The 22472-nt window shown below is 29.2% G+C and carries 16 protein-coding genes; 3 read left to right on the top strand and 13 right to left on the bottom strand.

Annotated features, from left to right (window positions below):
* Positions 1–3 precede the first annotated feature (3 nt).
* The 10 genes from QMG30_RS09280 to QMG30_RS09235 all read right to left on the bottom strand — a co-directional run bounded on the left by QMG30_RS09280 (position 4) and on the right by QMG30_RS09235 (position 15112).
* Positions 4–1590 carry an extracellular solute-binding protein gene (locus QMG30_RS09280; protein ID WP_281814817.1) on the bottom strand — a complete coding sequence of 529 codons (1587 nt, stop codon included), beginning with the start codon at positions 1588–1590 and terminating at the stop codon, positions 4–6.
* 25 nt (positions 1591–1615) lie between these two features.
* Complete coding sequence (locus QMG30_RS09275; protein ID WP_281814816.1) at positions 1616–2575, bottom strand: family 43 glycosylhydrolase; 960 nt, start codon at positions 2573–2575, stop codon at positions 1616–1618.
* 35 nt (positions 2576–2610) lie between these two features.
* Positions 2611–4032, bottom strand: a complete 1422-nt coding sequence (locus QMG30_RS09270; protein ID WP_281814815.1) for a sulfatase-like hydrolase/transferase — start codon at positions 4030–4032, stop codon at positions 2611–2613.
* Positions 4033–4457: 425 nt separating this feature from the next.
* Positions 4458–6629: a helix-turn-helix domain-containing protein gene (locus QMG30_RS09265; protein ID WP_281814814.1), complete on the bottom strand. Its 2172-nt coding sequence runs from the start codon at positions 6627–6629 to the stop codon at positions 4458–4460.
* A gap of 595 nt (positions 6630–7224) precedes the next feature.
* Positions 7225–8727, bottom strand: a complete 1503-nt coding sequence (locus tag QMG30_RS09260; protein WP_281814813.1) for a SulP family inorganic anion transporter — start codon at positions 8725–8727, stop codon at positions 7225–7227.
* A gap of 150 nt (positions 8728–8877) precedes the next feature.
* Complete coding sequence (locus QMG30_RS09255) at positions 8878–10269, bottom strand: NAD(P)H-dependent oxidoreductase (RefSeq protein WP_281814812.1); 1392 nt, start codon at positions 10267–10269, stop codon at positions 8878–8880.
* A 260-nt stretch (positions 10270–10529) separates the two neighbouring features.
* Positions 10530–11300, bottom strand: coding sequence for a hypothetical protein (locus QMG30_RS09250; RefSeq protein WP_281814811.1), 771 nt, complete (start codon positions 11298–11300; stop codon positions 10530–10532).
* Between the two features lie 495 nt (positions 11301–11795).
* On the bottom strand, positions 11796–12596 hold the full coding sequence (locus QMG30_RS09245; protein ID WP_281814810.1) for a hypothetical protein: 801 nt from the start codon (positions 12594–12596) through the stop codon (positions 11796–11798).
* Between the two features lie 490 nt (positions 12597–13086).
* On the bottom strand, positions 13087–13350 hold the full coding sequence (locus tag QMG30_RS09240; protein ID WP_281814808.1) for a hypothetical protein: 264 nt from the start codon (positions 13348–13350) through the stop codon (positions 13087–13089).
* A 73-nt stretch (positions 13351–13423) separates the two neighbouring features.
* Positions 13424–15112 (bottom strand): hypothetical protein, encoded by a 1689-nt coding sequence (locus QMG30_RS09235; protein WP_281814806.1) that lies wholly within the window; start codon positions 15110–15112, stop codon positions 13424–13426.
* A gap of 321 nt (positions 15113–15433) precedes the next feature.
* Between QMG30_RS09235 and QMG30_RS09230 the strand changes: the two genes are divergently transcribed.
* Together QMG30_RS09230 and QMG30_RS09225 are read left to right on the top strand one after the other, a co-directional pair.
* On the top strand, positions 15434–16312 hold the full coding sequence (locus tag QMG30_RS09230) for a DegV family protein (RefSeq protein ID WP_281814804.1): 879 nt from the start codon (positions 15434–15436) through the stop codon (positions 16310–16312).
* A 340-nt stretch (positions 16313–16652) separates the two neighbouring features.
* Positions 16653–17606: a calcium/sodium antiporter gene (locus QMG30_RS09225; protein WP_281814803.1), complete on the top strand. Its 954-nt coding sequence runs from the start codon at positions 16653–16655 to the stop codon at positions 17604–17606.
* Between the two features lie 134 nt (positions 17607–17740).
* Here QMG30_RS09225 and QMG30_RS09220 read toward each other — a convergent pair whose 3' ends face one another.
* A complete protein-coding gene (locus QMG30_RS09220) occupies positions 17741–18196 on the bottom strand; it encodes a DMT family transporter (protein ID WP_281814802.1) in 456 nt (151 codons plus the stop codon).
* 89 nt (positions 18197–18285) lie between these two features.
* Positions 18286–18708, bottom strand: a complete 423-nt coding sequence (locus QMG30_RS09215) for a DMT family transporter (protein WP_281814801.1) — start codon at positions 18706–18708, stop codon at positions 18286–18288.
* A gap of 223 nt (positions 18709–18931) precedes the next feature.
* On the opposite strand from QMG30_RS09215, the gene QMG30_RS09210 reads away from it, so the two are divergent.
* Positions 18932–19612 carry a Crp/Fnr family transcriptional regulator gene (locus tag QMG30_RS09210; protein ID WP_281814800.1) on the top strand — a complete coding sequence of 227 codons (681 nt, stop codon included), beginning with the start codon at positions 18932–18934 and terminating at the stop codon, positions 19610–19612.
* Between the two features lie 122 nt (positions 19613–19734).
* Here QMG30_RS09210 and QMG30_RS09205 read toward each other — a convergent pair whose 3' ends face one another.
* The gene (locus tag QMG30_RS09205) at positions 19735–22389 is read right to left on the bottom strand and encodes a calcium-translocating P-type ATPase, PMCA-type (protein ID WP_281814798.1); all 2655 of its coding nucleotides are present in this window, start codon (positions 22387–22389) and stop codon (positions 19735–19737) included.
* Positions 22390–22472: the final 83 nt, after the last annotated feature.

The following is a 22472-nucleotide window of genomic DNA, read 5'->3' as shown; positions in this document are numbered from 1 at the left end:
TCTTTACAATAATTCTTCAACCAGTGCTTTATATTCTTCAACTTTTAATTTTTTCAGTGCATCCAAATGTTCTTCCCATTTTTCATCATCAATACCATGAACAATAGACTCTGCTATAAATTTCTTCAGATAAGTGTCTATATCAGCTAATAGAAGGGCTCTTCTTTCAATGTTTTCTTGTGTAGCGAATCCAACAGGTAATGAATTATAACCCCAATTTTCATTTAAAATTTCCTTATTCAAACCAGGTTTCAAGCTATTGTTTTGCTCTATGAATTTATCTGTCATACCAATATGTAAAAATCCTGGAGCATTACAACCAAAGCTTAAATAATTTCTCAATATTGCCATTTTCTCTCCTTTAATACCATACTTTTTAAATACCTCAGGATCTTGTATTTGTATGAGTTTTTCCCCATCTTCAGAGAATTTCCAAGTCTCACCTTCACTTCCCCTATTCCATTCCATTATCATCTTTTCAGAACTATTAGCATAATCATACCATCTAATCAATGCTGCTGGATTTTTACAAGTTTTTGTAATAGAAAAACCTTCTTTTTTCTCCATACCATTTAGATTAATCATAACTTTACCATCTTCACCTTTAAGTATGATAGGAATATCTCCGAAATCATATCTTTCACCATAGTCTATAAAAAATCCAACTTTATTCTCTTTTTCATCTTTCTTAGCATCAAATTGGTCTATACTATGGGATAGGGCCTCTTTATCCATTAAATCTTCTGAGTAGAGTTTATGGAAAAATTGAAGAGCATCATAGTATCCTCGTTGTTCTGCACCAAAGAGCACTTGGTCATTATCAACGTATACATGTACATCATTTTCTAAGACGCCAAAAGGTCCGAACATATCTCCTAATGAAGTTCCCCAACCCCAGAATTCACTAAATGTAAATGGTATTTCGTCTGTTGTATCACCATTACCATTTGGATCTCCATCTTTAAAAGCCTTTAATACATCATAAAATTCATCAATATTAGTAGGTGCTTCTTTACCAACTGCCTCTAACCATTTTTCATTAACATTTAGTTGCTTATCAACTATATTCCAATATGATTCATCTCCGGTAGGAAGTGAATATATATGTCCATCTGGAGCCTTTAAAATATCCCAATACTCTGGTCTGCTATTTAAAAAAGCTACTACATTAGGTGCATATTCCTCTATTAAATATTCATCAAGTGGCATCAATTGCTCAAATCTTTGTCCAACTTTAATTTGACCTAAAAAAGCATCTGGTAAAGAGTTGGTACTAAATAATATATTTATCTTCTCTTGCCAACTGCTCTTTGGAATCTCTGTCCATTTTACATCAATATTGGTATCCTTAACTGATTGAATATAAACTGGTTTATCCTTAGCATCAATAAGATTGCTCATTTGAGGTATATATATCTCGAATGTCTCTTTTTCTTTTAAAATTGGTAAACCTGTTTTATTAAAATTATTTTCAGAGACTTTACTTCCTTGATTACTATTTGCTTCATTTGATTTTCCACCCTTTGAACCACATCCAAATAGAGATAATGTTAATGTTAAAACACAAAGTATACAAATTATTTTTTTCATTTTTGATTTCTCCTCTTTAGTATAATTATGAAATATCGGTATTGATTGTAACATCCTCTTTGTAATCCATTTTTACATTTTTATCATCCATAAAGTCCATAGGTAAAATGACATAAGTTGATTCATAATAAGAATCACCTTGTCCACCCCATCTATCACCTATATAATAATAGACTGTTTTTTCTTTATCTTTCTGTTTAATAGGTAGTACACATGTTGGTTGTGACCTATACGTAGTATCATCACCTATAGGTATTAATCCTGACCAATCACCGTCTATTTTATCAGAATACGAATAACAAGATTGATTTGGATCCCATCCAGTACATGCAGATGTTAACATATAATATAACCCGTTTCTTTTAAAAACCGTTGGTGCTTCACGATATTGACCAGGCCATAGAGTTCTAACTTCTTTATCAACACTAAGATAATCTTGGGATAGGCGATAAATCTTAATATCCGCATTATTTCTTGATGAACTAATGAAATATGCTATACCATTATCATCTTTGTAGAGAGTACAATCTCTTGACATATTGCCGATGGGATTAAAACTTCCTAGATATTCGTAATCACCATCTACCCTATCACAAACAGCTATAGCACAACGTGCCTCAGAATAATCAGCAGGTTTTTCCCAGTGCATCCACATTACGAATTGTTTTGTTCTTTCATTATATATAACTTTCGGTCTTTCTATATTACAACCATTTCCAATACATGCTTCTTGTCCCTCAATTTCTAAGTCATGAGAAGTACGTACATAGTGTTTTTTTATAGGAGAATCTAAAGTCAATATATGATTACAAAATCTCCAAGTCAATAAATCTCTTGATGAATAACAAGAAACTTTATTTCTTTTTCTTCTATCTTCACCAATCCAATAATATGTACCTTCATGTAAGAAAATTTGTCCTCCGTGTGCATGAAGAACCTCTCCATTATCATCTAATATTTTAACACCATTTTTATATATCATCATTTTACTTAAGCCTATATTTGACTTACTCCTTTCAGCTAATATTTTAGTTGGTCTGGTAACAATTCGGAATTAACACCATATTGTTTAAAGTGTTTTTTAATCATACCTGTCAACTCTTTTTTTATATCTTCATATTCTGGGTCATCAAACAGATTCTTTAATTGATTAGGATCTCTTTTTCTATCAAATAGAATATGATCTGCAAATACTCGCTGTGGATTTTTTTCAAATCCCTTTCCTACATAAGCCAATTCATATTCTGGAGTAATAATACCACCTCTTGGTACATCTGATGGATGGATAAAAGCTTCATTGACATAATCTGTTTTTTTAACTCCATCGATAATTAAACTAGAAAGGTCTTTCCCTTGTTCTCTTCCTGAACACTCTACCCCTATCATTGATAGCAATGTAGGTTGAAAATCAATGAAATTGAAAAATTCTTTTATAGTTCTACCAGGTTGTAATTTTTCTTTCCACCTCATGATTAATGGAAGATGATATACTGAATCATAGAGATTATTTTTTTCAAGCAAACCATGTTCTCCCATATAGTCTCCATGATCTGTGGTAAATACAATTATTGTGTTATCTAATTGTCCATTTTTTTCTAATGTATCAAGTAACCTTCCAATATTATCATCAATACATTTTACTTCTCCACAATACATTGCTTTTATTTTTTTCAATCTGTTAACTCTATCTTCTAAATCAATATTGAAATAACGATGTCTTCCCCAAGTATCATTTTCCGCCCAATCTGGTAAGCATTCTTCATAAAAAGAATCAGGAACGCTCATTTCTTCTGGATTATACATACTACTATATGGTTCTCTAACAACATAAGGTTGATGTGGGTCTGGATAACTAACTATATAGCAAAATGGTTGTTCCTTTACTCTTTTTATTCTATCTATTGCTTTGTTCGTTATCCAATCTGTTGTATAACTTTCTTCGTTACCAACATCACTCATATCAGATATAGGTGTTACTATTTTTTGAGTATTTTTAACTTTAATAGGATTTATATTATTTTCTTGTTCAATCATCTTTTTAAAATGACCTGAATTAAACATATATCGACAATCCTCAAAACCCATGGAAGTCTCTTTAGTCAACCAACCAGGACTATCACCACCATTTAAATGCCATTTACCTATATATCCAGTCTTATATCCTGAATCTTTTAATACCTGAGCAAAAGTTATTTCATCTAAGTTAAGTGGTATATCATTTCTATATGCACCGTTACTATGAGGATATCTTCCTGTAAAGAAACATCCTCTTGAAGGAGTACAAACAGCACTGGGTGTATAACATTGTTCAAATCTAATTCCTTCTTTTGCAAGACGATCAATATTAGGTGTATCTACCTCATGTTTGCCATATGCACTAATGGACCAAGTAGCTTGTTGGTCAGTCATTAGTATCAGTACATTAGGTTTTTCGTGTTGCATTTTAATCCCTCCATTCATTACATAATTATTATTTAGGATAATTGCATTTTGAATAAATTTTATTCTTTACATATATACACTTCATATTGAAAAAATCTAATCAAATATAATATGTAATTTCAATTATCTTTGATAATAGTAACTCTAAAACATTTAGAGCTTCAATCCTTAATAATTTACTCTATATCTCTTTTTTATCAAATATGGTCTGATTTTTAGTAATATAGTTCAAAATTTAGTAAGCTTAATGATATAACAACGGCATTCTTATCTTTATTTGGTTAGTTAACATTATTTCTATAGACATGAAAATAGATATAATAAAAAAAAATTAGTAGATACCAATCTCATTGGCTTACTAATTTTTTTATGGAAATAACTTTTAAAATATATCATTTAACTCAATAAAAGGTGGGAAAGGTGAGTCATTTATTATATGTTAGTATCTTCTGCCTATATTCACCCGGTGTTACACCTTCTAACCGCTTAAATTTTTTAATGAATGCAGAGGGACTGGAATATCCTAATTCTATAGAAATATCACTGATTCTTATTTTTCCTTTTTCTAAAAGTTTTTTAGCATATTTTAATTTTAATGCATCAACATACTCTGATAAGTTTTTACCAGTAGATTTCTTAAAATATTGACTTAAATTAGAAGAAGTAGTATCAAAATAGGCAGCCATAGTCTTAATTGAAAAATTATTATCTTTATAATTATCTTTTATATAATTTATTATATTATCAATTTGTTTGTAATGCTTTGTCTTAACCAAGTTACTTTCTTCATTCAACATATTTATTCCCATAATTATTCGTTCAATCCGTTTGATTAACAGATTAATAAATATATTATGTTCTTGTTGGGTAATATTATTTTGTTCCCTGTAATCATCACCTAATATAGTCGCTACTTCCTGTAGATTATATTGTTCTTCTATTATATGAATAACTTCCCAATATATTTCACTAGATACATATGGATTCTTCGATATGCTAATGTATTCTTTTAAATAATTAAGTGTAAATACTGCCCTATCTAGATTACTGAGTTCTAGATATTCTTTTAGCATAATCAATTCCATGGATGGATAAGGCATTATATTTTCATCTAAGTTAAAGCATACACTCATATTTTCTTGTACAGCTCTTTCTGAAGTCAATTGTGCTCTCTTATAAGATTGATTGATATATTTCATTCCTCTAACAACATATCCAACACCCAAATGCGTATCTACTTTATCTCCTATATCATAATCAATAAGTGACTCATAGATATAATCTATTTCTTCCTTTTGTCCAGCAAATATATATATGAGTTGGGTATTTGATATCTCTATAATATATATTTGGTCTTTTTTTATGTTTTTATCATTTTCAAAATTATAATATATTTTCTTATCATCTTCATCTACCGTTAATTGATATAATATTGCACAAAGAAAATATGGATAATTGATATTGACTCCATAGGTTTTTAATTCATCTACCAACTCTTTCTTATGATGAGCAGATGATAGTAGTTGATAAAAAAGTTTTTCATAACTAAGTCGTTTCATTGTTTTTTGAAGTTGCTTTTTGTTTTCTATCAAATCTATCATTGTTTGATTGATTATTAAATATTCATCTTTACTTTGATTGATGGCAGATGTTTCTGATTGCACATTATATATTGTGTCTAATATAGGCTTATAATTCTTTTTTAATACGTACTTAATAAATAATATACCTAGGATGAATAAAAAACATGTTATAACTCCCATTATTAATCCTATAAATATTACTGAATGATTCAAAGATTTATATTCTATAAATCTTACAGTATATAATAAGCTATCTCCATCAGCCCTAATTAAAGTATATCTTTTTCCTAACTCAGATCTAATGTCATCCAAATCATCATAATAGAATTTATTATTTAAATATTTATCGTTACCATATATCACTTTATCTTTATGTATTATGAAAAAAAGTTCCTTATCATTAAGTGCTAATTTTTCACACATATTTTGAATATATTGCCTATCAATCATGAAAATCATATAGCTGTTGTATTTCTCTTGGTCATAGTTATATTCAAGAGGAACTATATAAAAAAGTTGTTGTTCTGCATTAGTATATTTTTTTCCTTGAACAAAAGTCGGTTCATCAATATCTTTTATTCTTATATTATTGGAAAAATTTGGCACTATTTTATTGTTAAAGAAAAATTCTTCTGATTCTGTTCCCATTATTGAAAAAACCTGTTTTGTTTCGATTTGATAGAAATATATATGTTCTACTAGACTAATCTGATTCTCATAATTAATCAAGCTTTCCTTTATATCAAAAGATACTGTTGCCCTATTTTCTTTTATATAATGAGTCATAAAAATCTGCTTATTAGCATCATAAATTATCTTTTTCATATTGGTATAATAAGTATTAAGTAATTCAGTCTGAAACGTGGTTTTATTAACCTCTTTTTCAACAATTTCATCTATGATGAATGAATGTATTAGAATATAACTTGTTATTACAAGAACAATAATTGGAATAGTAAGAATCAAAGTATATGATACAAAAAAAAATTGATATCTAGATAGTTTCTTCTTCAATGTTTTCACCTAATTTTGTATGTTATATATAATACTCATATATACATACATTTACCTTTATCAAATATTTATTCGTGTTAAATGTCTTACCCCTAATTTTTCACAGGGGTTACCTTTTACTACAAAAACATTTTTATTCAATTATTTTTAGTTTTTGAATCTTAGCATAGAAATTCATGATTTTACGATTTAAGAAATTTACTGATTTACCTTTGTCCACTAGGTTCAAACAGATTTTCTTTATTATTTGAAACTCATTTCAACGAATAGTTAATTATATTTAACATATTTTTTAATGTTATTCACGATTTGTATAATACTTTCATCACTATTATACAAACTTTAGTAAAAATTGTCAATTTATCAACCCATAACTCTTCTGATAAACAGTATAATTCATAAAGCTTGGTAATAATAGTAACCATTAGGTTACTACGTCCCAAGAAGCCCCCTCAAAACCATTTTATAGGTTTAGTGGGGGAGTATGTCACTGTATTTCCTTACCCTGTTTGTGATAATAATTCAATAATTTAAAATAGCCACCAAATTATGGTGGCTTAATTTTACTATAAACATATATTATGTTTTTTGTTAGTTAATAAATAATATTTACTTCCATAATATCTTTAGAACTCTGAATAAATGCGAAACATTCTTTACTTAGATTTCTCAGATGGATGGTTTTTCCGTTTTTTTTGTATTTAGTTGTTACAGTATTAATAGCCTCTATTGCAGAATGATCAAATATTCTAGCATGGCTAAAGTCTATCACAACGTCTTTAACATCATTAGCCGTATCAAACGAATCTATAAAAGTCCTAACAGAACCAAAAAACAAAGCTCCTCTTATAGCATATATTCCAGTAGTACCCTCCATATGTTTGTCTATATCAATTCTTTTTCCTTTTTCCCAAGCAAAAACTAATGAAGCAACAATTACTCCTGATATTACAGCAATCGCTAAATCCACAAATACTGTAACTACTGAAACTAGGATTATAATACATAAATCACTCTTAGGAATACTCTTAGCAATTCTAAAACTGGACCACTCAAATGTAGATATTGATACTACAAACATAACACCTACAAGTACTGCAATTGGAATTATTTCTATAAGTGCTGCTCCAAATAATATGAATCCAAGCAAAAACAAAGCTGCTGAAATTCCAGAAAGTCTTCTTTTAGCACCTGCTTCTACATTTATCATACTTTGACCTATCATTGCACAACCACCCATGCCACCAAAAAAACCTGTAACTAAATTTGCAAATCCTTGACCTACACATTCTTTGTTTCCATCTCCTTTAGTCTCTGTTATCTCATCAACTAAAGTTAAAGTCATCAATGATTCAATAAGTCCAATGATTGCAAAGATTAAAGAATGTGGCAAAATAATTTTTAATGTTTCAAGAGTCATTGGCACCATAGGTATTCCGAACTTTGGAAGCCCCCCTCCAACTGATGCAATATCCCCAACTGATTTCGTTTGAATTCCAGTTACTCCAACGAAAATAGTAACAATTACAATTGCTACCAGTGGTGCAGGTACGCTCTTAATGAATTTTGACGCAACATAAATGATAATCATTGTAAGTGCAACTAATCCTACCATTATCCAAAGACTACTTCCAGTCAACCAAACTAACTTACCATCAATACCTGCTACTTTAAATTGCGCTAATTGGGCTAAAAATATTACTATTGCAAGTCCATTTACAAAACCAAGCATTACCGAATGGGGAATCATCCTTACAAATTTACCCAATTTCAATAATCCAATAATTATCTGTATAACTCCCATTAGTATTACCGCTGCAAAAAGATACTCTACTCCATAGGCTGATACTAGATGTACCATAACTACTGCAAGTCCACCTGTAGCACCAGAAATCATTCCAGGTCTTCCTCCAAATACTGATGTTATAAGTCCCACCATAAAAGCAGCATATAAGCCTACTAATGGATCTACTCCCGCTACAAAAGCAAATGCAATTGCTTCAGGCACAAGTGCTAAAGCTACTGTTAGTCCAGCCAATATTTCAATTCTCATATTCTTTGAAGATAGCTGACTGATTTTAAATTTCTTGAATGTCATATGTTTCCTCCTGATTTATTAATTCATCTTTTGTCAGAAGCGTTATCATAACATGTTTTTAAAAATAAATCTATAGTTTTTTTGCAATTGTCATTAACACCACGTACTCAAACTTTTCTCTTGATAAAATATAATTAGTTTACATTCAATTTATTCTTTAATATTATTTTCAATACTATCGCACACTTTCTTATGAGATGCAACCATCAAACTAATCATATTTTTATCAATATAATCCCTTAATTTACCCCTTCTAAAGAAAAGCCTCCTAAAGAAATACTTAACCTTCTGCTTGACAGTAAAATAATCAAAAACTCCATTTCTCTTATAATATTTATAATCTTCCACAAATATCGCTCCAAGGTCCGAAGCTATAGCGTCACGAAAAACCTTATGAGCACCAACACCCAAGAAATTTTTAGGTCTATGATATTTATTCTCAGAATAATGTACTCCTAACTGAGTAAAACTTTCTATACCTTGTTGTACTGCCTCATCATTACAACTCTGATCTGTTACATAACCTATTAGATTGCTATCATTTTGTCCATATACTTCTAGGATAGTTCTAAGATTAGCATTCTGATTTAGATTACCTGAAATAATATATCCAATCTGCTTACCACTCATCATTGGAACATGATTGTAACAAAAAGTCCTATCAAAATATTTTTTGAAGTCTGATGAAAGATATCTATCTGTAATAGTACCGGCATAAATAAGAATATCAGCATTTTCTATAATATTATCTAGAGTCTTTCTAAAATCATCTTTTTTATCGAATACACATAAATTTTTTCTAGCACAATGACAGCAGCCAATACAAGAATTCATCTTTAAATCTTGTAAATTAATAACCTCTATAGAAGTATGATCCATATCAAAGCAATTTATATAGTAGTTAACCATATTTGTTAGACTAGTATCATTTTCTTTCATATCTGTTAGTATAATTATTTTACTGTTCGTGCTAATTTTACTAAGAATGTCTTGTGATTGAAAAATATAGTTCTGTTTTTTGATAGGAAGATAATTAGGAAGTGGTTTTATTTTATTTTCTATAGCAAAGATAAAATTGTTAAAAAAAAGTACTAGCTCTTTTCTTCTTTTTTCATCTAATAAATCATTCATAGCATGTGATAATGAATCTATATAGTACATTTTGAAATCATTACATATACCTTCCATATATGCATGAGCAGTATTATCATAATAGTGAATAGATGTTGTGAAAACACAAGTATATTTATTTTTGAAATAATCCATCATTTCATTTTCAGATATCAACTCAATAAATCTTTTATATGTAGAAGGTACTAACAGATGATAAACAGGAAATGCCCATATTACACCATCACATTTTTGTATTTTTTCACATAGTAGTTGTAAAGAATTTTTATCACTTTCATATTTATTTAATTCACGAGCGATATTAATACATATGAAATCATGCTCTTTGAAATTAAGTTGTAAATATTTAATTGATTGTAAAGTTACGCTATTACTAGCTTTAGGACTGCCATTCAATATTATAAATTCCATGTGAAACTCCTTCTGCTTTTTTATTAATTATATCAAAATCGTATATTAGATGCAATCTCTCAAATGTTTGAATATTAATAGGCTTTCAATAGAAAAAGTTTATTTTTCTCTCTTCATTTGGAAGTTATTAAAATATTGCTTTATTGATATGTTATATTTTATTGAATTATATATACGACAAAGAGAGCAAAATCTAATTATTCTGCTCTCTCTTTTATAAATATAATTATTTACTATAGTTTTAATAATAGCTATCTATCCTAAAAACTATAATTCTCTCCAAAATTATTATCCCAATAAGTCATTCCGTTAACAGTATAATATAATACGTATTGAGAAGAAGGGCTAGGAGTTGTATCTATATCATTTTTCCATAAATTAATATACCATTCTTCTACACCATTTGGGTATGAAGTAACATAATTACAATCGTAATCTTTATATGTTGCCCAATTATCATTAGTAACACGTAATTTAATATTTTTATTATTTCCCATATCCTTTATATAGAACCATAACTGCCTAGAGTTTTTATAGAATTGACTTTCTCCAATCTTGCATTTTGATAATTCAATACTATGTTTTGATTGACTAAGGTAATAATCTCTTCCATTATTATTATCCCAATATGTATTTCCATTAACTTCATACTTAATAGCGAATTTACAATAATTATCTCCACAGTATTGATATTTCACCTTATTAGTATAAGGTGTTTCAAACTTCCAGATTTCATAACCATTAGGAAGTGTTTTATAATAAGATGCTGGTACATCTTTCCAATCAGTATCATTATACTTGAAATGAACTGTAACTTTTTTATCATAATCTAAATTTTTAATATAAATATAACCAGCTGATGAATAACCATTAATATAACCTCGGTTACCATAATCCATATGTAGTCTTGAAGAATATAATTGTATATTTTCAGTGTCTGATTGTGCGTAAGTAGTAATGTTTAGTATGTTAATAGTCAATATAAAGCAGATAAGTAATGTTGCAATGTTTAATTTTTTGTCTTTTAACATTATAATTCCTCCTTGTATATCTATTGGCAATATATATAATATTTCATTTTATTAATTTTGTCAATATATTCACTCTATTTTCATTAATTTAATTTATATAACACTTTATTATATTAGTTTATGTACAATAATGCACAAAAACTTCGAATATCAATATTCATATTTGTGATTATTACATTGATAAGATATTTCAAATGATATATTTTTATAGATTATTAAAAATCTACAACATGGAAAGAAGTAAATATATGCATAACAAAAAAGGTCATCCAATGGATAACCTAGATTCTTGTTTTACTGGATTATGTACTTCTACTCTGTATTACTAGAACATCGTTGTTATGGAGCCATTTTCAAGGATTCAAAGCTTTTTAATATCTATTTTTTTGACTTAACTACTCTAACATATTCTATCTTTATTTAAATTGAATAATCTTTATTATTATATATCTTATATTAGAGTAATATAATATAAGTAGATACCATAATATCTGTTTATTTACCCATTTTACCTTGTAATAATATATACCCCATACTATTATGTGTAGGAACAATGATTCCTATATTATCACCAACAATATAAAAGTCCTTGGCATGAGGAATTTGTGAGTAAAGTTCAATATATGACTCAATGAATGGTATGTTTTCTGATATATCCTCAAAATTATTTTCTACTATCTCAAACTTAACAAATAAATAATCATTAACAAATGATTCGTCTATATGGTAAAAATCTTGTAATTCCAATTTTTTCTCACTGTCAACATCAATAGTAATTGCATGTGCAAACCTATTTGCTTCTTTCTGATCATTTATTTCTCCAGTAAATAAAATACTTATATTTTTCTCGTTTGCTTCCATTATTTTGTAATCAGCACTATAATCTATATAATCTCTATTGTCCAAAATGTCATGATAATAAAGAACTTCTTTATATATCATATCATTTATTCTTTTTTCTTTTTCAATATCTTTTAAATTATATATCTGAGGATACTTTATGATAAGAGATTTAATCCATTCTGAATTGTCATCAGGTCTAGCCATGTCTATATTAGTTAGCTCAGTCGGTGCAATACTATAACTTTTAACTTTTGTATACCATTTATCTGGAAATGTATCATCTATTTCTTTTTCATCTGCAGCATTAATTGATTTACTCGAACTATCATTTTTTAACATGGTATCTTTATTTATTATTTCATCTACTTCTTTTACATTATTTTTATTTTCATCAGCAACTATATAAGAACATAAAGAAAAAATAAAAATACTAAATATTATTAATATGCTCATTAGAAATCTATTATTTTTCAGATTTATACCTCCATTAAATTAGTATATTATTTATCTGTATCATAAGTATCTCTTTTATGGTTATATGAATCTGTCCATTTATTTACAATCTTCTACAATAGATGTTAAGTACTTATTTTACTGGATTATATACTTCTACAGACTCAACCCCCACACCCCGCCAATTTAAAGGGTTCAAAGCTTTTTTACATCACCATAACTTTTATCTAATTATGTTTTCTATTATTATTATCTGTCGAAAATCTCTCGATTTTTGCTTATGCATAACAGCTTCAAAGCCTTACTGTATCTAGCTTTAATCATGGTGACAAATTCTGCACCAATAATTTTGTAACAATGATAATCTTGTATATGCTTCTCTTCACCAATATTATATCATACATTCAATATATTTCTACATCTTTTAATTACTTATTGTAACTAATTTGTGATAATTATCCATCACCCTACACAAAGCATTTTTTAATATCTACTCAATAAAATCCATCCCTAGAAAAGGAGTAATGTCCACATTAAAATTATAATATAAGAACGTAGCTATTATGTAAGATACTATTATTACTACAAATACTAATATACCATACTTTAATATTCTTCTATAACTATCAAATAGAGGCATCCTTATTGAACCATAATATAACGGTGTACCTATGGCTATAGCAAAGATTACACATGTAACTTTAATTGGTACTAAATAAATAGCACTTGGAACCCCATCATACATTAATGGCACAACATATCCCATAACATAACCAATAAGATAAAATTTCCATCGTTGTTTCATTAGCTTTATTATATTTTCTATTTTAATCGTCCTCCTGTTCTTTATTTTTTAAAGATTCAATTGCACCATTAACATTATACTCATCAAGCGAAACACCAATAATTAATTTAGACCCTTGTTTTAATTTAGTCTTATCAATAACTGTTTTTTGTAAAATCATTGGTGTAGCTGTTTTTGGATTTATCTCTTGAGTAGTGATAATAACCTTGTCTTTTAGATCAAGTACAACTGATTCTGTCTTCAAACCCTGTGTCTGAGCCTTTTTAATATGTTTTGCACGTGGATAAACTTTTACAGCATCATCAGGTAACTCAGAAATACCCTTTCCTATTGTAAATACACCTATCCCTAATTGAGTTAAGTTATATATAGTTTCTCCATGTGTTGGAAACAGCTTTACATAAGCATTTTTCATGAAATTCCATTCGTCACCTTCTGTTGAACCCATTAATCCATTCTTAAATCTAGATATTCCTCCAAGTACATTAGAAGCTCCATCAACTGCAATATACGATCCTCCTACTCCAATAGGTATACCAATACCCGTCCAAGATGCTCCAACAGCAATAGAACTACCTGTAATTGCTTCTGTAGCACCACCAAAGGCTTGTAATGCCCCATTAATAGGTTCAACTATTCTATTACGAACACTTATATAAGTTTTAAAATCTTCATTATCAGATAAATCTATAACTCTTTGTATATCATCCAGAATGATTTCTTGCATTTCAGCACGGTGTTCAGGATTATCTGTACCAAATATACTATCTAATAAATGTGGAGTATTATAATTATTGTATTCCTTAATCAGACCTTCAATAGCTTTTTTCTGAGGTGAAGATAATTTATCTATATCACATGTCATGAACGTTACACTATGAGGCATATCCTTACAACATTCAGTTTTGGAATTGCTATATTCTATTGTAGGTCTATTAAAATATGAACACATATCATAATCACTATGTTTCGTTAGATCATTTAAAATCTTTTCATCCACTTTAAATCCTGAATCGTTAATCCCTAATGCATTAATAGCCGATAATGTTTTACTACTTAATTGTCCATTTTTATTGATATCAATTCCTTTTGCATATATGTATTTCTTGATTTGGCTTATTAAATATTTATTGCTGTAAGGTATTCCCCCTAATTTTTCTTTCAGATCTGGCATATCATTTAATATTATTTGAATATTATCAAATTCAACTTTACTTCTATCTTGTTCTGTTTTATCTAATTCAACTGCCTTATCTTTAACCTTATTGTTAATCTTGATGTTTTGATTAGTCAAAAAATCTTTCAGATGAATTATACTATTTCTCAAGTCACTAATGGTTTCTTGAAAAAAATCTACAATCTTATCGTACCAACTAGATGATTTTTCAGTAGTTTTCTTAACATTCATATTACCATTTTGATCTAACAAAGAATTTAGCTCATTTTGCAATTTAATTTCGGATTCTTTGTACTGATTGACAGCATTATTGATATAACTACTAATATTATAAGTACGCTCAGTAATATATTCAATATCTTTTTTAAGATCAACGATATCACTATATATGTGGTTTCTCTCTACTATATTATTATCCAATGAGTTTCTTATATTGATAAATCTGTTCATAATTGCTTCTAGATTTCTAGTCATATATTTAAGTTGACTTTCTTTAATTGATAAACCCTCAATATTATAAATAATATGTTCCATAATTATACAACTCCTCTCTTAATTATTATACTTACTTTTGATTCAATTTTCAACATTTTCTGACGAACAGCACGATTTATTGGATAAAATACATTTTTCTAATGAAATATGTTTAATTCAACTTTTAATCAAAGGAATGAATACATATGTAACATTAGGCATAAACATACACCTACACATAGTTCACTTAACTACATCTCACTATATTATAATGGTCTGAAACACTATTACTTACGCTGTTTAGTGTCAATCAATAATACATTTTAATACTATTTTTTATATGCTATAATGACTTATATAAATACTATTGGAGGTTACTTTATGCCCAAATTTGAAATTATGTGTGATAGTGCATGTGATTTACCCGATTACTTAATCGAAAAATATGATATTAATATAATTCCATATTATATATCATTTGATCAAGAACACTATTTACGAGAAAGAATAGACATTACTCTAGATGAATTTTACGATAGATTATATACTAACTTTCCAAAAACATCATTACCTTCTGTACAAGATTATATTAATAAATTTACTCCATATGCAAAAGAGGGTAAAAATCTTTTATGTATAACCCTTACATCAATGTTTAGTGGATCATATCAATCTGCTGTAAATGCTCGTGAGATTATACTTGAGAGTTATCCTGATTTTAATATAACTGTTCTTGATTCTAGACTATGTACAGCTTTGCAAGGATTACTTGTAGTTGAAATAGGAAGAATGAGAAAAGACGACTTGTCTCTAGAAGAAGTACTTGATAAAGCAGAGAAATTAATACCTACAGGTAGAATAATGTATACCATAGGTACTCTTGAATACTTACAGAAAAGTGGAAGAATCGGCAAAGTAAGTGCTATAGCCGGTAACTTACTTAACTTAAAACCCCTTATAGTCGTTAGAGATGGTGAATTATATCCATACGGTTCTATAAGAGGAAGAAAGAAAGCATTGAAAAAAATTATTAGTATGACAAAAGAACATTTCAAGAAAACTGGTGAAGATATAGCTGACTATAATTTCTGTATAGCAAGAGGTGACTCTACAGAAGAAGCAGAAAAGATTAAAGAAAAAGTGAAAGACTTAGGCGTTAAGAGTAATTTACCATTTTTTCAAGTCGGCTCAACTATAGGAACTAGTTGTGGTCCTGACCCAGTTGGAATTACATTTATAAAAAATTATAAATATGTATGATTTCTTAATTGATTTATTCATACATATATAGTATAATTTTTAGTAGTTTAAGGGAGTAGCTTACAGCTTATCTAATAAGTTGATAATCAGTCGTCATTCCGGTTGATATTACCCGGCTGGTTAAGCATTTAATGACTATACTTATAATTGTATTATCATATGAGTATTATTATGAAATGGAAGCGAGACTTTTACTGTATATTACAGTAGAAGTCTTTTTTTGTCACAAATAACAAGAATTGACTTAAGTTAATAAGAGACACTAATTACATGCTACATAACAAGTAATGAATTAAATAATACTATTGAATACTTTTCAATAACTAGGAGGAAATAATAAATGGAAGAATATTCACCCTATCTGCTATTCTTGATTGGTTTTATTATGATTATTAAAGGTAGTGATTGGTTTATTGATGCCACCATATGGATAGCTAAAGTTTTAAGAGTACCCAATATAATAATAGGTGCGACACTGGTAAGTATCTGTACTACTCTCCCAGAAGCTATGGTTTCAGGTAGTTCTGCCATAAATGGAAATGCAAGTATAGCTTTTGGTAATGCTCTTGGCTCAATAGCTTGTAACACTGGTTTTATACTTGGTCTTACAATACTATTATCAAGACCATTTATAAAAGAAAAAAAGAAACTCAGAAAAACTGGTTTGTTTCTTGTATTTCTATTAGTGCTATTAACCACTTTTGCAATTGTTTTTGGTGAAATATCCAGAATAACCGGATTCATGTTTTTAGGTATTTTAGTTCTTTACTTATATCATAATGTAAAAGACGCTAAAATGAGTAGCAGTGAGATCAAACAAGATGAAAATATTGAAATCACTAGACCCATTATTATAAAAAACGTTGCATTGTTTGTAGTAGGAATAATATTAACAATTTGGGGAGCTAACCTTCTTGTTACTAATGGTGAGAAAATCGCTAGAATGTTAAATGTACCTGATATCATTATTGGTGTTACCCTAACAGCATTTGGAACTTCTTTACCTGAATTAGTTACTGCTATTACAGCAATTGCTAAGAAAGCCCATGATATATCCATAGGTAACATTTTAGGTGCCAATATCCTTAATATTATATTGGTTATAGGTCTATCATCTAGTATATTACCTTTTAAGATTGAACATAGCTGGTTAACTTACCACATTCCATTTGTTTTTGCAATAGTACTATTGCTAGTAATATTTTCAATGGCCAATAAAGAAAGATTCAAACGTTGGAACGGTCTGTTAATGATCGCTACCTACTTTGCTTATATATACTTCTTAGTATTTTAATGAATAACTTTAATAATTCAACTAGACCAAAGAAACTACATTTACTAAATAATATCAATAAAAAAAATCCTGGGCTAACATCCAGGATTTTATGTTAAGCAAAATTTTTAATGGAGTAAAAAATTGCAAAACGACTATTTAATCTGTTCTAACTCTTTGGTTTTCTTGTCACCAAGAACGTATACTATGAGTCCAGTTAATATTAATACTCCTCCTATAACTTTACCTTTGGAAAAAATATTTAATTTAACATAATCAATCAAAATACCCATAGTCATTTGTCCTAAGAAAACAATTACAGTAACATACACTGCTGATATTTTATTGATTAGGAGATTGTTGAAACATATTATTACTGAACCTACTGCTCCACCTAGCATATAGTAAAACGGAAATTCTCCTAGTTCATTAACTGGAAAATCGAATACAAATCTATTTAAAATGAAATAAAATATTATCGAACATATAAGACCTACCAAATAATTAGTTATACTTGATTGTATAAGCCCCACTTTTGCTGCTAAATTGCCATTGAGTGAAATAGAAACAATAACTAATGCACCTGCTAACAAAGCCAATAAAATGTACATATATTCCTCCTGCATATTAGAATAAATAAACTGCTAATAATAATTCTCTATATTGATAAAAGTTCGAGTTTCCTGTTATATATCAATCGTTATAAAATAATCATAACAATGATACCGACGCTCATTATAGCAATACCGGTCAACTTTCTTATATTTATCTTATTTCGCTTTACTCCCAATAGTCCAAAATGATCAATAAACATTGATGCGATCAACTGTCCCATAAGCCCTAAACTAATTGTTAGTGCAGCTCCTAATCTATCAAAACACAAATTGTTAAGTGTGACATTAAAGATACCGATTGCTCCTCCAGTAAAAATATAAATTGGTAAGCCTTTTATGCTCTTCAACTTGCTGCGACTTAGAATAAATATGATACAGGTACCAATTAATCCTACCAAATGTATAATAATCAAAGACTCGTTATTACCGATTTCCTGTGATAACAATCCATTAAAAGATATCATTAGAGCAATTAGAACTCCATTGAAAACAGCTACTAATTCAAACATAAATATTCTCCTTATAGGAAATATACGATTAAGTATAATTTTTTGTTTGTTTATAATCAAGTTTAATAAAACTCTATCTATATTACATAATAAATATATTTCAATTATTGCCTATATCGAATATAATTAAAAATTTTGTAATGAGTATTTACTTTTTTCAATTAATAAGATATCATTTATATTACAAAATGTAATAGGACATATGTCATAGGAGATGAAATATTTGCAGATATATAAAGATATACAGCTACTAAATATATATAATAAACAGTATGAACTAGATAAAATCTTTGGTGATGACATGAGTGATAACTATGAATTTCACCTATTCGAAAAAGGTGAATTGATATGTAGTATGGAAGAATCTGTGTATTACTTTTACATCTTATTGGATGGAAAAACAAAAGTTTTCACAATGTCAGAAGATGGAAGAATTCTATTACATGAATTCTATAGATCCTTAAGTAGTTATGGTGATATCGAAATCTTAAATAATACCACTTACAGAAGTAATGTAGAAGCATTGAAACAGAGTTTATTTATAGCATTTCCTGTTAGTTATATAAAATCCAAATGTATGGAAAGGAAAAGTTTTCTGAAATACTTATGTTTTACGCTAAGTGAGAAATTCATAAGTAGCTCACAAAAAAGCTCCTATAATATTTTATATCCGTTAAAAAATCGTTTGGCAGGATTCATTTTAGAACATATAACCGTGCAAGATCAAAAAATAATAACTTTTACATCTACTTTTAAAGAAATAGCTGAATCCTTAGGAACAAGCTACAGACATCTTAATAGATCTCTGAATGAACTACAATCAAATAATTTAATTAAAATCAATGGTAAGCAAATAACTATTATCGATGAGGATGCTCTAAGGAAATTGAGTAGACAAAATTAGGCTCTGCCAAGTATCTTTCGTCAATACGAAAATCTATAATCTCTTGACAAAATCTTAATTAATACTTAGCAAAACCACTTTGTGAAAAAATCAATACCATTTTCTTTTATCATTTATATTCACTATTTTTTAACTGTTTTAGCTAACTCCCCAGTAATAACAGGTATAACTGCTAATCCTACTGCTACACCAATCTGAGCTAAATCAATAGGGAAAGTTCTAAATATTGGCTGTAAAACCGGTATATATACAACTCCGACTAAAAGAAGAATAGCAAGAAGTACTGAATAATTCAAATATTTATTTCCTAGGAAATTCATTCTAAAAATAGATATCGTTTCTGATCTAGCTGAATAAGCCCTAAGCATCTCACCAATGATTAATGTTATGAAGCATAGAGTTCTGGCGATAGTAAGTCTAGTGGAATCATCTACATCACCAGCCATAACAAAACCTAATTGATAAGAAATCAGTACAGCGATAGTAAGCCCTATGCTCTGAAATATCAATGCTACTTTCATTCTATGGTCTACAATAGGTTCTTTTGGATTTCTTGGTTTCTCATTCATAATGCCTTCTTCGCCTTTTTCAAGTCCTAACGCAAAAGCTGGAAATGAATCTGTAATCAGGTTAATCCATAAAAGTTGAATTGGCACAAGAGGAACCGGCCAACCTAATAACATAGAAATAAATATTATCAATATTTCTCCAATATTACAAGATAATAAAAATCCTACGAACTTTCTTATATTGCTATAGATAATTCGTCCTTCTTCAACTGCATCTACGATACTGGCGAAATTATCATCTGTAAGAATCATATCTGCTGCCTCTTTAGAAACATCTGTTCCAGTAATACCCATAGCAATACCTATATCCGCTTTCTTGAGAGCTGGTGCATCATTGACCCCATCCCCAGTCATTGCAGCGATATCTCCATTTGACCTTATTGACTCTACAATTCTGACTTTATGTTCTGGAGAAACTCTAGCGAAAACACTTGTTGTTTTTACTTTCTCGCTTAACTCTTTTTCAGAATAATCATTGATATATTTTCCTTCCATAGCTTGATTATCATTATCTATGATTCCTATTTCTTTTGCTATTGCACTTCCAGTGACAACATGGTCACCAGTAATCATAACTACTCTAATACCTGCATTCTTACATAATCCTACTGCATCCTTAGCTTCTTGTCTCGGAGGATCGATCATACCGGCAAGCCCTACGAAAGTTAACTCATTTTCTTCTTGTTCCAAGTCAGCATCATCAGTTACTTCCTTATAAGCGAATCCTAGAACTCTTAGGGCATTTTCTGCAAAAGTTCTATTGACTTCATTTATATCATCTATATTATTTTGTGTTAATGATTCTCTTTTACCATCAATAATTATATTAGTACATCTAGATAATATTACATCAGGAGCACCTTTTGTAAACATTGTATGATTACCATCAATATTGTGAAGTGTTGACATTAATTTTCTATCTGAATCGAATGGATACTCTTTAATTCTAGGATATTTATTATTAAGCTCATCCCTATCATATCCTGCTTTCGCTCCTAGAACAATCAAAGCACCTTCCGTAGGGTCTCCTATGATATCTTCATCTTTCAATCTTGAATCATTACATAGAATACCCGATATCAACATTTTATCTAGGAGTTTTTTATCTTTTCCTTCACTGATTATATCCCCATCTGTTGTATAGCCTGTACCAGAAACATCCCAATGATCAACACCATCGAATATCTTGACAACTGTCATTTTATTCTGCGTTAATGTTCCCGTTTTATCAGTACATATTACCGTAGTACTTCCAAGGGTCTCTACAGCACCAAGTCGCTTCATGATGGCATGTCTTTTAATCATTCTTTGCATACCCATAGCAAGCACCACTGTTACAACTGCAAGCAACCCTTCAGGAATAGCAGCGACAGCTAAACTCACAGAAGTCATCAAAACCTCAATAGGAGGTTGTTTCCTAAGCAGACCAAGAATAAATATGATTACACAAACCCCAATACATACTATTCCTAGCATTTTACCAAAAGCATCTAATTTTTTCTGTAGTGGTGTCTCTTCTGAAACTGCTTCATTAAGCATAGAAGCTATCTTGCCTATTTCAGTCTTCATTGAAGTTCCTACAATAATACCTCTACCTCTACCATATGTAACAATAGTACTCATATAGGCACAGTTAACTCTATCTGCAATCTGGGACTCAGCATCCATAATACTATCAGCATCTTTTTCAACAGCAACTGATTCACCAGTTAGAGCAGATTCATCAATCTTAAGGTTAATACTTTCAATCAATCTAATATCTGCAGGTACATAATCACCCGCTTCCAATACTATTATATCACCAGGAACCAATTCTTTAGAATCTATACTTGATATCTTACCATCTCTTATTACTTTCGCTTTAGGAGCTGCCATTTCTTTTAAAGCATTTAGAGCATTGCTGGCTTTTCTTTCCTGAACAATACCAAGTACTGCATTAAGGACAACTATCCCAATGATGACTATTCCATCAACTACTTCTCCTATAGCAATCGACAGAATGCTGGCAGCAATTAATATAAGTATGATAAAACTGGCGAACTGTTCTATTACCATTTTAAATACTGTTTTACCTTGTTTTTCTTTTAAACTGTTTGGACCGTATTCAGCTTGTCTTTCATTGACTTCTTCACTACTCAATCCATTATTCGTATCAACTTTCAGATCCATTGCGATATCTTTTATACTCATTGAATGATATTTAGCCACCGTACTCCTCCTTATATTATCAAATAAAATCAATAATAATATGATGATACCAAATAATACTAAAAAAATAAAGCGTATTATTT

This window comes from Vallitalea longa, assembly GCF_027923465.1.
Classification (GTDB): Bacteria; Bacillota; Clostridia; order Lachnospirales; family Vallitaleaceae; genus Vallitalea; species Vallitalea longa.
This window is presented reverse-complemented; position numbering and strand designations above follow the sequence as displayed.